11 protein-coding genes are annotated in these 13387 nt (G+C 67.6%); all 11 read right to left on the bottom strand.

The window, feature by feature from the left end:
* Window positions 1-8: 8 nt before the first annotated feature.
* Window positions 9-1592: an SCO6880 family protein gene (locus RhoFasB10_RS22675; protein WP_167678725.1), complete on the bottom strand. Its 1584-nt coding sequence runs from the start codon at window positions 1590-1592 to the stop codon at window positions 9-11.
* 4 nt (window positions 1593-1596) lie between these two features.
* Window positions 1597-3774 carry a hypothetical protein gene (locus RhoFasB10_RS22680; protein WP_167678727.1) on the bottom strand — a complete coding sequence of 726 codons (2178 nt, stop codon included), beginning with the start codon at window positions 3772-3774 and terminating at the stop codon, window positions 1597-1599.
* An 8-nt stretch (window positions 3775-3782) separates the two neighbouring features.
* Complete coding sequence (locus RhoFasB10_RS22685; RefSeq protein WP_167678729.1) at window positions 3783-4508, bottom strand: hypothetical protein; 726 nt, start codon at window positions 4506-4508, stop codon at window positions 3783-3785.
* Window positions 4509-4553: 45 nt separating this feature from the next.
* Complete coding sequence (locus RhoFasB10_RS22690) at window positions 4554-4961, bottom strand: hypothetical protein (RefSeq protein WP_167678731.1); 408 nt, start codon at window positions 4959-4961, stop codon at window positions 4554-4556.
* 58 nt (window positions 4962-5019) lie between these two features.
* Entirely contained in the window at window positions 5020-5619 is a 600-nt protein-coding gene (locus RhoFasB10_RS22695; RefSeq protein WP_206031238.1) for a hypothetical protein, read from the bottom strand.
* Window positions 5616-7325 (bottom strand): peptidoglycan DD-metalloendopeptidase family protein, encoded by a 1710-nt coding sequence (locus tag RhoFasB10_RS22700; RefSeq protein WP_167678733.1) that lies wholly within the window; start codon window positions 7323-7325, stop codon window positions 5616-5618. The genes RhoFasB10_RS22695 and RhoFasB10_RS22700 overlap by 4 nt, the downstream gene beginning before the upstream one ends.
* A gap of 160 nt (window positions 7326-7485) precedes the next feature.
* Window positions 7486-9576 carry a cutinase family protein gene (locus tag RhoFasB10_RS22705; protein ID WP_167678735.1) on the bottom strand — a complete coding sequence of 697 codons (2091 nt, stop codon included), beginning with the start codon at window positions 9574-9576 and terminating at the stop codon, window positions 7486-7488.
* Between the two features lie 49 nt (window positions 9577-9625).
* Window positions 9626-10966 (bottom strand): ParA family protein, encoded by a 1341-nt coding sequence (locus RhoFasB10_RS22710; RefSeq protein WP_167678738.1) that lies wholly within the window; start codon window positions 10964-10966, stop codon window positions 9626-9628.
* Complete coding sequence (locus RhoFasB10_RS22715; RefSeq protein WP_240931409.1) at window positions 10966-11685, bottom strand: hypothetical protein; 720 nt, start codon at window positions 11683-11685, stop codon at window positions 10966-10968. Before RhoFasB10_RS22715 ends, RhoFasB10_RS22710 begins: the two co-directional genes overlap by 1 nt.
* Window positions 11686-11776: 91 nt before the next feature.
* The gene (locus RhoFasB10_RS22720; protein WP_240931410.1) at window positions 11777-12385 is read right to left on the bottom strand and encodes a hypothetical protein; all 609 of its coding nucleotides are present in this window, start codon (window positions 12383-12385) and stop codon (window positions 11777-11779) included.
* Between the two features lie 73 nt (window positions 12386-12458).
* Window positions 12459-13387: hypothetical protein (locus RhoFasB10_RS22725; RefSeq protein ID WP_167678740.1), on the bottom strand; the 929-nt coding region annotated here is incomplete at its 5' end.

The raw sequence follows: 13387 nt of genomic DNA on the forward strand, positions 1-13387 counted from the left end.
CTCCTGGCCTATTTGCTCGATCGGGTGACGGCCAGTCCGCGGCCGAGGGGCAGGGTGGCGAACAGGGCGACGTCATGGTTGTCGTCCTGCCAGTCGATGGTCTTGATCGCCGAGGCATCGGCGGCTTCGGTTACGCGCATGCAGGCCCGTTCGAGGTCGTCCTCGTCGCGGCCGGTGACGGCGATGGTCATGGAGTAGATGACGCCGTGATGACCGGATCCGGGTTTGAGGTCTTCGCGGCGCCGCGCCGAGGCGCTGGTCATCACTTCACTCGATCCGTCGCCGGTCTTGCCCTTCTTCTCCTGCGTTGCTTGCGCGGCGAGATCCTGGGTGAAGTCTTTGGCAGCGATGTCGCGGGCGACACGGTCGCGCACGAAATCCATTCGGACGCTGATGGTGCGGATCGTCGGCGACGGGGCGGTGTCGTCGTCGCCGGGATCGGGGGCTACGTAGGTCAGCAGCGGAGCAAGCCACAACGGGCCGAGCTCGACCGGTTCGATGCTCGCCGGTGGTATCACTCCGACCCGGGTGTGCCAACGCCCGGAGATCACAGCGGAGTCGGTGCCGCCGATGTAGGACGGCCAGCAGTTCGACCAGCGAGCGCCTTGGTGGCGATCAAGGCGATAGGTCGGGTCGATGAACGCCCGGATCACCGCGCAGGTGCGTTGCTCGCCGAGGACCTCCACCCGTCCGAACCCGGCAGAGACGAGTCGGCTCACTGCCCGCATCGTCTCGTCGCGAATGACTTGTGCGACACCGCCTTCGTAGCGCGCGTTCTTCCCGCCCGCCGCCCGGAATGCTGCGGCGTCGAGCAGGTCGGTCTGCGGGATCTTGAGCACCACGTAGGCACGGTGTTCTTCGGTGTGCGGGCGCATGGTGTCGAGCAGATTCCCGTAGGAGGCCACCGGCGCTTTCAACCGCATATCGCCCAGAGCCTCGACTCGTTGTTCGACCCAGTCTTCGTGCATCGTCAGATCGGCCGGGATGGAGCGGTGCAGCATCTGCAGGCCGCGGATCAACGAGGTCTGTTTCGCCAGTGAGGCCGCAAACTTGCCGAACTTGTCCGAGGTGCTCGCCCAGGCCGCGTCGGTCCGCAGACCGCCTGCGAGACCTTGGACAGCGAGAACAACGGTGTAGTACGGGCGCTCACCGGGATTGGCAGTACGGACGATGAACATCTCGTCCAAGCCGGTGCCGGCGACGTCGAGGGGCTCGGTGCGCCCGAGCGGCACCGGGTACTCCCAACCCGGATCGAGACCGGGTTGCCCGAACGCGGGATCGGAAGGGTGCCGAAAGACGTGCTCCCCGCGGCGCATCCGCGTCACCCGGCGAAGCGTGTGCAGTTTCCATGCTGCGTAGGACGGTCCGTTGAACTCGAACGTCGTGAGAAAGACGGTGATGTAGAGGGCGGCGACCATACCGACAGCGAGGGTTCCGCCGCCGATGACGAAATAGCCGATGACGCCGAGGACCAAGGCTGCCGACCAGGCGATCAAGACGGGGACGGCGACTCCGGTCATCCCGCGGCGGGCGATCTCACCCCCGAGAATCGAGGTGCGTTGGACGCTGTCGTGGGTGGTATCGGTACTCATCAGCTCACCTACCTTCGGATTCGGCGGCCGAGGACTCGGCGCCGGCTTTGGCTTTGTTCATCGCGGCCGACGCGGCCTGCGCTGCGATCGGCGCCGCGACCGCGCCCGCGGCAGCAGCAGCTCCGACTGAGCCCTTGGCGAGCTTGCCGCCGAGACGCCCGGCCATCCCGAGCGCGGACCCACCACGCCCCGCCCCGCCGTGGCTGCCGGGTCCTGGAGTGTGACCGACCGATCCAGTCGCGGCGGTGCCGTTGTGCCGCGAGTGCGGCGAGTGTGCGGCGTGACCGGTGTTGGCCAATCCGCTGCCCGACGGGGTGGAGCGTCCACCACCGGAGTTGCCTCCGCCCGATACTCGCTTCCCGCCGCCGCTGCGATTCTGGAACAGCGCCGAGCTACCCAACCCTCCGACGACACCGCCCGCGATGGAGCCGCCGCCGGATCCGAATCCTTCGGAATCCGATTTCGTCGGCAGGATCGGTGCCCACTTGAGCAATGCCCAGGGCGCGAATCCGACGAGGATCATCGACGCTGCGACCAAGGCCAGTGAGCCGAGCGAGGTCAGATCACCGGACCCGCCGCCGCCGGAGAGCAACGCGTTGTTGGCGCCGGCCAGGACGACGGTGATCAGCAGGAACAACAGTGGTTTGCTCAGCACCAATCCGACGAACGTCAGGACCGGGCGTAGTGCTTTCACCCGCCAGGTGGGGTGTACCCACATGCCGTAGCCGATCCCGGCGATGCACGCAGCCAGCGGCAGCCCGATCTGGTGCAGGAGCAGGCCGATGTAGACCGACATCGCGCCGAGCAGCAGCAGGCCGAAGAAGATCAATCCGACGATGGAGCCGCCGACGATCGTTTCGTCGTTCATCGCCGACATCGAGCCATAGATGTTGTCGACCGTCTCGGTGATGGTCGAGCCGCTCGCTGTGGTGATGCCGTCGGTGAGGACTTTGGCGATCTCGAGCAGGAACTGGGCTCCGATGAGGGAGAAGATCATCATCACGATCCCGGCGGGGAGGTAGCCGAATAGGTTGGCGACGAGCTCGCTGGGGGAGCCTTTCTGCCGGGATCGGGTGATGGCGATCAGCACCGCGAACGACATCACCATGATTCCTATGCCGGTCGAGACGGCATACCAGGTCAGAAACCACGGTTGGGTGGGGTCGAAGTCTCCGGTGGAGGTCAGCCCGCGTAGGACTGCGTCGGTGAGGGAGAGGGCGCCGGCTTTGGTGGAGTTGGCCCAGTCGTCGATGACGGTGGCCGGGTCTTTGACGAAGTCGACGACATCACCGACGGTGCCGGCGACCCAGGAGAAGGCTTGGACGTAGGCCTTGCCGAGCTTGTACTGCGGGGTGGCCTGAATGGTCATGCTCAGTGCTTGACCGATCCGGTCGGTGAAGCCGGTATTCTGATCGATCCAGTTCGCGGTGCCGGCGAACAACCGGCCGATGGCAAGATTCCAGTCCTGGCAGCGGCTCGCATCAGCCCGGTCTGCCTGGCCGCAGTCGACGAAGAAGGCGTGCATGCAGTACTGATCACCGGAGCCCTCGGAGCAGGGATCCGACCACGCAGCGTCGGGAACCTTTTCGGCGCCGGGTAGGTGCTTGATCGCGGTCAGTGAATCGGCGTCCGGAGTGCCGGCCCAGGCGAAGCCCCAGGTGCTCCACTCGGTGGTGCCCCAGCGTGCGAGGTCGCCCGCGCAGGTCCCGGTCGGGGGATGAAAGCTCGAATCGCCGGCCGGAAACACTGTCGGCAGAGCGGATTCGGGCGGCTCGTCACCGTCTTCGATGGCCTTCTTGGCGGCATCGACGGTGCCGACCGCTTCGCTTTCGTTGCCGGCGGTGAGGGTGGCGCCGCCGACCATGTCGATCTTCTGCTCGTCCGGTGCGGTCCAGTACAGCAGTCGGTTCTCCGCGGTGAGGGCTTGTGAGATGTAGAGGCCGAGATCGCCGCCGTGGTCGCGGCAGTTTCCGTTGAACCACGGCCCGTTCTTGAATTCTTCGGTGCCGCCGATGAATTTGCGCAGATTCTGTGGGAAGTTCTCTGGCAGCTTCGATGCCGCTTGCTGGCCGGTGACCGCTCCCGGTTCGGGGACGGGCTGTGGTTGCGCTGCGGCGATCGCGGCCGGTCCGAACAGTGCTGCGAGAGCGGCGACGACGACGAGAACGAGTCGGCGAATCATGTTCTCTCCTAGTCGATGTAGAAGGTGTAGTAGCCCGCGGTCAGCTGGCCGCCGAGCGCGGAATCAGCGGCCGGGTAGGAGGCATCTTCGGGACGCGGGCCCTGCCGGTAGGACCAGTGCTGGGCCTTCCAGTCCCCGTCCTGCCAGACCAGTGAGATGTCGGTGGTGGCCCACAAAGTGCTCACCGCCACCGTTCCGGTGCCGTTGAGGTCGGACTGCGTGGTGGTCATCGTCCACACCGAGATCTGCGTGGCATCCGGGGAGAACGAGGAGACGTGTACTGCTGCGGGCAGGGTGTTCATCACGTCCTCGCTCAGATCCCGGTTGCTGCCCAGTTCGACCTCTCTGGCCAGCTCCGCACCGGGGTCGGCCGCGATCATCGTCGAGCGGACATCGTTCATGTCGACGCGGCCTTGGCTGGCTTGATCGAAGGCCTGAAGCACATTCACTGCTGCGGTCGATGCGCCTTGCTCGTCGCGGGTGTATCCGCTGGGCACACCGTTGTTGACGGTCGTGGGTCCGTGGACGGCGTGGATCGCATCGCTGCCGGCGTCGCCGCCGTCTGCAGACTGCCCGGCGAAGGTGATGACGAGGATGAGCGAGAGCGCTACTGCGACAGCGCCGGCGACGATGGCGAGGATCGGGCCGCGGTGTTGCGGCGTGCGCTGCCGATCGGGCTCGGTAAGGGCGGGGCTGGTCGAGTTCGCCGAGACGGTGCGGTAGTCGGTTCCCATGGGTGTCTCTCCTTCGGATGCCGGGTCGGTTGGGGGTGTGTGGGGTCAGGCTGCGGGCTGGACGAAGTAAATGAGGCCGCCGATGATGGGCGAGATGCTGGCAATGCCGGCAAGTGACAGGAGCGCGAACCGTAGATCGTCGGAGGCGTCCGACAAGTCAGTAGACATTCCGCGGTTGCGCGCTTTTCGCAATTTCAGGAACGACGTAAGAACGAAGTAGCTCGCGATCGCCATGCATGCACCCCACGCTCCGGCCAACCATCGCTTCCAGGTTGTGTTGAGGGCGGGCCCGAATATCCCGATGTCCGGGGTGATTCCTTCGAAGGGGTTTGCTATCTGTGCGGACGCGATGCCGGGGGTGATCAAGACCATTGCTGCGGTCATAGCTAATACGGTGAGAGTTCGGCGGATCCGGCGGCGCCGATCGGTGGTGAGTGTTGCGGGGGTGGTCATCGTGGTCCTTTCGAGAGACGATTCAGGGCTGAATGTGAGAGGAGAGAGCGGAAGTGAGTCATGTGTGAATGCGGCTGACCTCCCACCCGGTGGGGCCGCGGCGTAGGACGACCGCGACGACGGTGTCGGCGACGGGAGCACCGTCGACGGATTGGGTGAGCCGGTAGGCCCGGTAGGCGGCATCATCGGTTTGCGGCGGTGTCGGCTCGTCGTCGACCACGAGTGAGGGAGTCAGGACCGCGCTACGACCCGCCCAGGACAGCCACTGCGCACCGGGACTCGATTGCGCTGTGGTGGCGGTGATCTCGCGGGCGTAGTCGGCGGCGAGCAATGGTGCGGTGCGCGCGGCCGCATCGCCGGGGCCGGCGTCGACGCCGGTGTTCCAGGTGAACCAGATCGTCAGGGCCGCGGCCGCGACGGAGTCCGGGTCGCTGCGGTCGACGTCGACACTGTCGGGGAGTGTTGTTGCTGCGGGCGGCGGAGTCCGGATCGGGTCGATCGACTCCGGCGGCGTGTCGCCGGGGTTCCATTGCTGCGCCGGAATCGACGGCCCGGCTGCTGGTTTCGAGGTTCCGCCGTGTCCGCAGCCGGAGAGGATGACTGCGGTCAGTAGCGCGGTGGCCACGAGAATGCCCAGGCGAGTGTGGGGGTGGTTCATCCGAACCTCCGTGCAGTCAGGCCGCTGGTCGGCGGGGTCCAATCGGATACTTTGACGACGTCGCCGGATTGCGGTGCCTCGACGACGTGGTTGTTGCCGAGCCAGATGAAGATGTGGCCGGAGTGCGGTTGGATGATGTCGCCGGGCGCGAGCTCGGCAGGGGTGCTGATGATGCGGCCGCGTGGGTCGGCGATCTGCGCCGAATCCTGATGCGGCAGCACGATCGCGCCGCCGGAGGCTTGGGCGACGGCGTAAAGGACCAGCCCGGAGCAGTCGAATCCGACCTTGTCGAAGTCGCTTATCATGTCCGCGCGGCCGCCGCCGTCGCTGATGCCTTGGGTGGGGCCGTTTCGGTCACCGCCGCCCCATGCGTAGGTGGTGCCCAGCCACGCCATCGCCGCAGCGACGACGTTCTGCCCGAACGGCCCACCGGGCACCAGGCCGGAACCCGCATTAGGAACGGCGACGGCGAACTTCTCGGCCGCGGCTTTCGGGATCTTCGCGACGTAGTCGAGGGTTTCGGTGTTCTGGCAGACCCGGCCCTGGGAGAGGGTGGCGCCGGGGCCGCAGTTGTACATCGACAGATACAGCTCGGTCAGGTCGCCGGTGATCTTCCCGGAGGCGAGAGCGTCCTTCGCGATGCCCGCGAGCTCGCAGTCGTACGCAGCTTGGGTCATCACCGCATCGGCGATGCTGCGGGTGTCGGTGCGGCCGTCTCCGTCACCGTCGACAGCCTTCGCAGCCCAGGTGGCAGGCATGAACTGCGCCGGGCCGTCCGCTCCGGACGAGGGGTTGCGGGCTTCGACGTTGAAGCTGCTTTCCTGTTCGAGCTGCGCGGCGACGATCGGTGCGGTCACCTCCGGGCAGACGGTGCCGGCTTTGACGATCCACGGCTCGAACTCCGCCGGCATCGACCCGGAACGCAGGCCCGTGGTGCCGGTGGGTTGTCCGCAGCCCGGTTTGATCGCGGCCGCCAGCTTCACGTCGCGGCTCGACGCCCGACCCGCCGACGGCGCGGATGACGGCGACGGTGACGCTGTGGTGCCGGGACCGGCAGCGAGCGAATCGGTTGAGTCGGTGGGGGCGCCGGCGCCGGCGCCGGATGCGGCGAGCCAGGCGACCGGATCGACTGCGTTCGACCCGGAGGCGAGCCGGGTGCCGGGCCAGACCTCGAAATGCAGGTGCGGTCCGGTGGACTGGCCGTCGTTGCCGACCTTCCCGATCGGGTCCCCCGCGGCCACGGTCTGGCCTTCGGTGACGTCGACACCGTCGTCGTTCATGTGCCCGTAGACCGTGGACACCGACTGTCCGTCGACTGTCGTGTCGATGATGATCCAGTTGCCGAATCCCGATGCGGGACCGGCCTTGACGACGGTGCCGTCGGTGGCGGCGTAGATCGGGGTTCCTGCTGGCGCGGAGTAGTCCTGGCCTTGGTGGCCTTCGTCTTCTCCGGTGACGGGGTTGATGCGCGGACCGAACGGGCTCGTCGCTTGGTAGGTGCCCTCGCGTAGCGGCATGACCACTGTCCCCGAATGCGGCACAGGAGATCCTCCGCCGTTGGCGGGGAGGCAGGTGCCTTCGTCGTCGGCGGCGGGCTTGCGGTCGCCGGAGAGGACACCGAACAGGGCGGTCGCGGCGATCAGTGCGATCAGCAGTGCGCTGACTGCGCCTGCTGTCTTTCCGCTCTGTGCGCCGTGTGTGGCCATCGGTGTTGTATCCCTTGTCGATCGAGGTGATCGATGCCCGCCCGGACACCGTGAACTGCTCGTACGTGAACTACTTGCGTGGTGCTGTCTCGCTGAATGTGGGTTGTGCTCCCGCGTGTGGTCGTGTGCTGCGCACCCGGACCATGCGTGTAAGAGGTGTTCAGGCTCCGATCTTTTGGGTGAAGAAGTCGATCAGCCATTGCAGTGCGCTACGGCCGGTGGAGTCGATCTGGAAGTCGGCGTAGGACTGGTGCGCTCCGGAGGCGAAGAACGTCGCCGCATCGATGCCGGCGCCGACGAGCTCGGTCAGATCCCCGGCGCCGGGGGAGGAGGCGAGGGAGACCAACGAGCCTGCGAGACCGGCGAAGTCGCCGGTGCTCGCTTGCTGTCCGATCGCCGCGGACTGCCCGGTCACCTGGGTGTGGGCGCCGAGTTGATCGGGGCTGGTCTTGCTTCCGCCACCGGAGATCACTCCGACTGCGACGGAGGCGAGGTCGAGACCGATGGGCAGCAGTTCCGCTGCGGCGGCGAGGTTTCCGCTTTCGAGGATCTTCCAGCCGACTTCCTGAATGGCACCGACGTTGTTGGCGAGCCGGATGACATCGACATTGCCGAGCAACCCGAGGACGAGGGAGGCGATCTGCGCCGACCCGGATGGGTCGGGGATCAGGGCGACGAGCCCGGCGAGGGTGTGCAGGTCGATACCGGCGGCCATCTTCACGATCGGAGCGAACTGGTTGTTCAGCTCCCCGGCGATGCGGTGCGCGTTCTGCACATCCAGCGCGGCGACGGCCTGTGGGAGGGCGATGAGATTGTCGACGATGCCCTGATAGTCCAGCGAGGTGAATCCGGTGGCGACGTTGACGATCTGACCGACCACGGTCTTGGGTTTGAGCATCGAGAGCACCTGCGTTGCTGAGGTCAGCGCGTCCGGTGCCACCGACTGCAAGGGCGCGATCTGGCCGCTGAGGGTGGCCGCGGAATCAGCCAGACCCGCTCCGGTGCCCGCAGTGGTGCCGCCGAGGATCGACGCGGCACCGTCCGCGATGGAGGTTGCGGTGGCGATGGTGGCCGGGAGGTCGATCTGGTCGAGTGCATCGAGGACCCCGGCGGTCTGCTTCTCCGGGGAGCCGTCCGCTGCGGTGTCGAGCGAGGAGCGGATGCCGGGGTTCGCCGCGATCACCGATGCCACGTCCGCGACAGGGCCGAGTGTGTTCGCGAGCGAGGTGGCCGAGGCTTCGACACCGGCAACCTGCGACTGGGTGCGGTTCGCGCCGACTGTCTCCGGGAGCGCTCCGATGCGATCGGACAGACCCGAGACGGTGCTCGCAGCTCCCGCGAGGTCGACGCGGGAGAAGTCCGAGACGAGCGAGGACCCGAAGTCACTACCGGCCGTCTCCCGTGCGGTGGTGGTGCCGGCCTGCCCACCGCTTGCCGCTGTCGAGGCCCCGGTGACGCCGCCCTGGGTGTTCGCCCCGACCGTCAACGACGCCGACGCCGACGCCGCGGCGGCTGTCGTCGAGCTGGTGGCTCCGTCGGTGGGGTTGGCGAGGATCTTCCCGAGGCCGGCGATCAGGCCGTCGGATCCGGCGTTGGTGGAGCAGTACAGGTCGGTGGGGGCGCAGAGCTGGCGCACCAGTGGTGCGAGGGAGCCGAAGCCTTCGGGCCGGACACCGCCGATGCCCTGTCCGTCGACCTTCGGGCCGACGAGAGTGCCGCCGGCGGTGCCCTGATGTGGGTCGGCGACGAGGCCGACGCCGAGGATCCTCCCGGCGGGGACGACGCCGCGGCCGTTGCCGATCGCGGCGGCGACATCCCCTGCCGCGTCGGCGCCTTGGGAGTAGCCGGCGAGGAGGAACTTTGCGGTTGCGCAGGCGGAGGTGAGGATGTTGATGATCGAGTCGATGCCGGTCTGCTTGCTGTCGGCATAGGTGCGGCCCTGATCGAACGCCGACGCCGAATATGCGGGGTAGCGGACGTCGATGTCGTTGCCGTACTTCGCTTCCAGCGCGTCACCGACTGTCTTCAGCATCCCGACCGGGACGGCCGGGTTCGCCGCCGCGGTGGTTTCCCACGTGCCAGGGGTCATGACGGCGACGTACTTCGCGCACCCGGCGGTCGCGGTCTTCGCCGGAGCTGCACCCGCGACCGTGGTCGACGACAGGATCACCGCGGCGGCCAGGGCGACACTGCCGACTGCGGTGAGTCGTCGTCGCCAGCGGTGGCCGATGGGGGCGGCGTCGGTGGTCATGTCATCTCCTGTGCAGGCTGGAACCGGAACGAAATCGGACGAAAGAAAGTCAGGCACCGCGGCGTCGGTCGCGGCGACTGTCGTAATGCGAGAGCTGGGAGAGGTTCTGCTGCTCGGGCGGGTGGCGGTAGACCGGCTCGGGCGCAAAGGAATCGGAGTATTCGAACGCCGCCGCGCGCCGGGCTGCGCCGAGGGTGTCGGCGACCAGCGCGGTGACGTTGGTGTAGGCCTCGACGGTGGACGCGGGCAGGTCCTTGTAGACGATCCGATCCCCGCGGGCCAGCGCCGCATCGTAGGGAGCTTCGACGAAGTTCCCTTCCGGGACACCGAGGGCGCGCAGGTCGTCGTAGATCATCTGCGAGAGCTCCGGGGAGGAATCCGGGGTCATGCAGGTGACGATGACCGTCGAGGCGAGCAGATACTGTTTGCCGCGGGCGGCGATGCCGTCGAGCATCAGGAAGACCTGTTTGGCGATGTCCATCCGCAGCGGCAGTGGCACCACCAACACATCGGAGTGCTCGATCGCCCACTGCCAGTTCTCCGCGAGCGGGTTCGTGGCGGTGTCGAGGATGATCAGATCCCGGTGCCGGCGCAGTACCGCCATGACGGCGGCGCATTCGTCCCAGCCGATGCTGCGAGACTGGGTCGTCGAATTGTCCGACGCGAGAATGTCTTCCATCGTCGGCTGACGCCGCAGGAACGCATTCAGTGATCCGGACACAGCCGAGGAGGAGGCCAGCTCGCCGGCGTGGGCGAGCAGATCCCACACCGTCAGCTCCGGGTCGGTGGTCCGCGCAGCCCGGTCCCCGAGAGATCCCGAGGATTCGCTGGCGTCGAACACCGCGACTCCTTGACCGCGATGCTTGCCGAACGTCGCACCGAGCATGATCGAGGTGATCGTCTTGCCGGAGCCGCCTTTCGGGTTCATCACCGACACCACCGAGCACCCCGGAAGCGGCTGCTGCACGGTGCGCACGGACTGGCGGAACCGGACCTCTGCGGAGACGTGCTTGGGCCGCATGTGGGCTCCGAACGCGGCATTGAGGCGGCCGCGCAGTCCCCACGTTGCGGGTTCGGTGGTCAGGTCTTCTTCGTGGCGGTCGAACATCTTCGCCCGGTACAGCGTTTCCGGGTCGACGTCGGGTGCGTCGATCGCGGCGAGCGCGTCCTGTCCGACGCCGTACGGATCCGGTGCCAGGGCGGCATCGTCGGCGGCGATGTCGGCAGGGTCGCTGGTGGGTTCGGGGCGGCGGAGCCGCTGGTTGCGCAGGTTCACCGCCGCTTCGGCTTGGTAGTCCGCGACCGGGTTCTCACTGTCGCCTGCAGAAGCGACGGTGCTGTCGACGGCGGGATCGGGGTCGTCGCGTCGGGTGGGTTCACGGGAGGCCATCACTGCACCACCGCATCCGCGGTGATGTCATCGCCGGTGGTGTCGTGGTCGTGGTCGCCGCTCTGCTCGTCGATGTCGTGGTCGTCGACGAGGAGGTCGGTGAGCCGGATTGCCTTCCAGGCACGATGTCCGGGGACCTCGCACCAGGTGACGGCGGGGTTGTCGTCGGCGATGTCGAGGCGTTCGAGGTGCACGCCGTGCTTCGCAGCGACCGCAGCGAGGCGGGTGCCGTCGATGTTCGGGTTGGTGATGTGCAGGATCAGCCGGATCGCGGGGACGCCGAGCTCGTCGCGGAGTTTGCCGGCAAGGAACGCAGCTTTCCCGGCGGCAGAATCATCGGCGGAGTCCTGATCGCCGAGCCGGAACACCGAGTCCTTAGCGTGGAAGGTTCCGTACCAGGCTGTGTCCTCACCGTCGCCGACGACAGCGAAGCTGCCCCGTTCGTCGCCGGCGGCGTGGAGCTCGATCAACGGCGCCGCGGCGGCGGCTTCGGCGACCTCATCGGTGACCTGTTCGGCTTCGCGGGCGCGGAGGGTGTCGTAGTCGAGGTCGAGCTGCTTGTAGAGCTCGCGTTTGACCTTCGGCCACAGCGACCGACTGAACAGCCCGGAATTTTCGGCCCAGGACCGCAGAGCGGCCGTGTCGGCGGTTCGAAGGGTGTCGGCGGCGGCGCGGACAGCGGCGGCGGCCGTGTCCCATTCGGTGGAGGCGCTGGTCATGATGGTGTGGGGTCCTTTCGTCGGGCTGCTCACCGCCGCGGGCGGCCGGTGTTCTCGCAGATCTCGTACTGCTGGCAGGGGCTTTCGGGGTTCAGGCGGCATCGATGGAGGCGATGACGTAGCGGCCGTCGACCTCGGTGGTGGTGATGCGTTGGCGGTACTGGGTGCCGGGCACGCCGTCGGCGCTGGATTCGGTGATGGTGAGAGCGAAGACACCGGGGCGTAGAGCGTCGAGGTCGAGGCAGTAGCGAGTGCCGTCGGGGACGGTCGCGATACCGGCGTCGAGGTTGGCGGCGACGGTGAACGGTGCCGTCGACGGTGCATCCGGGGAGATCAGGGCGTGTGCGGCGGTGCCGGAACGCTGGACGTAGTAGGCGTGCTCGAACGCGGCGATGACGCCTTCGCCGCTGTCCTGGTCACCGGCCGACATCGTGCAGTCCGGTCCGGCTTTGACCGTCGTGGTGGCGACGGGCGCCGCGGTCGTGGTGGCAGCGGGTGTTGCAGCTGCGGGGGTGGCGGAGTCGTCGCCGGTGAGTACGGCGATCAACGCACCGAACAGCAGAGCAAACACGGCGGCGAAGGCGAACAGCAACCGCCGGCGCAGACGCGGAGGACGAGTGGTGGGGGCGGGTCGGGATGAAGAACCCGACGACATCCCCGACCGGCTCGGGCCGGCGGCCCGAGCGATCGGGGATGTCATGGAGCGTCGCGACATCTGGGGAGGATCCTTCCTGGCAGTGAAAAGCTTTCAGGCAGTGCGTGACTGGTGAGATTCAGGCCGGGATCAGGCCGGCAAGGGTGGCGTTGACTTGATCGAGAACCGGGCCAGCGGCATCAGCGATCACGGGCTGCTCGAGCACCACGGAGGTGAACCCGTCGACCGCGGTACGGACCGGTTCGGTCCAGACCGGTACGTCGACGGCGGCCTGTTCCAGGGCCGGGGCTGCTGCGGCTTCGAGATCCTGCACGGCAGTCGTGGCTTGCGCGAGAAAATCCGGTGTGTCGGCGGTCAGTGGTGCCGGGATGGCAGGCAGCTGATCGGCGGCCGGGCCGGGAGCCGGTGCTTCGAGTGTGTCGACTTCCGGAGCGGGCGGGGCGGGCTCTTCGATGATCGTGGCCTCGCCGCCGGCGGCTGCGCCGCCCAGGATCCCGCCGACGACCGCACCGACTGCCGTGGTGGTGGCGACGATCGGCGCCGAAATGGCCGCACCGACACCAGCGCCAGCGAGTGCTGCTGCGCCGGGGACGAAGACGTATCCGATCGGACCGCCCCAGATGATTGCCGGAGTCAGGATCGGAGTGGCAGCCACACCCAGTCCACCGCCGATGGCTGCGCCGCCGCCGGTGATCAACGCGCCAGGGACGAGGCCGGTGACCAGACCTGCACCAGCTCCGGTCACGGCGCCGCCGACCGTTCCGGCGGCGATCCGGTCCGCGCGGGGTGCGTCGGCGAATCCGTGCTCGACGAGCCAGTTTCCGCCGTCCGCCTGTATGGCCTGGGCGGTGTTGCTGAACTGGCGGGCGAAGGTCGGGTCGACGATCGCTGGGTCGTAGGGGACCGGGTTGGCGCCGACGAGGATCGTGCCGTCGGGGGTTTCGATCGGAGCGATGGCCTTGCGCTGGACGGTCGGTACCGGCGCCGGTGCTGGCTCGGGAGCGGGGGCCGTCTCGGAGTCGTCGAGGCCGGGGCCCTGGGTGGGGG

The organism is Rhodococcus sp. B10, assembly GCF_011770055.1.
Lineage (GTDB): Bacteria > Actinomycetota > Actinomycetes > Mycobacteriales > Mycobacteriaceae > Rhodococcoides > Rhodococcoides kyotonensis_B.

Excerpts from the sequence above, each read along its gene's own strand:
- RhoFasB10_RS22685 (WP_167678729.1), bottom strand. The coding sequence starts at position 4,508 with ATGGGAACCGACTACCGCACCGTCTCGGCGAACTCGACCAGCCCCGCC.
- RhoFasB10_RS22720 (WP_240931410.1), bottom strand. The coding sequence starts at position 12,385 with ATGACATCCCCGATCGCTCGGGCCGCCGGCCCGAGCCGGTCGGGGATG.
- RhoFasB10_RS22715 (WP_240931409.1), bottom strand. The coding sequence starts at position 11,685 with ATGACCAGCGCCTCCACCGAATGGGACACGGCCGCCGCCGCTGTCCGC.
- RhoFasB10_RS22710 (WP_167678738.1), bottom strand. The coding sequence starts at position 10,966 with ATGGCCTCCCGTGAACCCACCCGACGCGACGACCCCGATCCCGCCGTC.
- RhoFasB10_RS22700 (WP_167678733.1), bottom strand. The coding sequence starts at position 7,325 with ATGGCCACACACGGCGCACAGAGCGGAAAGACAGCAGGCGCAGTCAGC.
- RhoFasB10_RS22680 (WP_167678727.1), bottom strand. The coding sequence starts at position 3,774 with ATGATTCGCCGACTCGTTCTCGTCGTCGTCGCCGCTCTCGCAGCACTG.
- RhoFasB10_RS22695 (WP_206031238.1), bottom strand. The coding sequence starts at position 5,619 with ATGAACCACCCCCACACTCGCCTGGGCATTCTCGTGGCCACCGCGCTA.
- RhoFasB10_RS22675 (WP_167678725.1), bottom strand. The coding sequence starts at position 1,592 with ATGAGTACCGATACCACCCACGACAGCGTCCAACGCACCTCGATTCTC.
- RhoFasB10_RS22705 (WP_167678735.1), bottom strand. The coding sequence starts at position 9,576 with ATGACCACCGACGCCGCCCCCATCGGCCACCGCTGGCGACGACGACTC.
- RhoFasB10_RS22690 (WP_167678731.1), bottom strand. The coding sequence starts at position 4,961 with ATGACCACCCCCGCAACACTCACCACCGATCGGCGCCGCCGGATCCGC.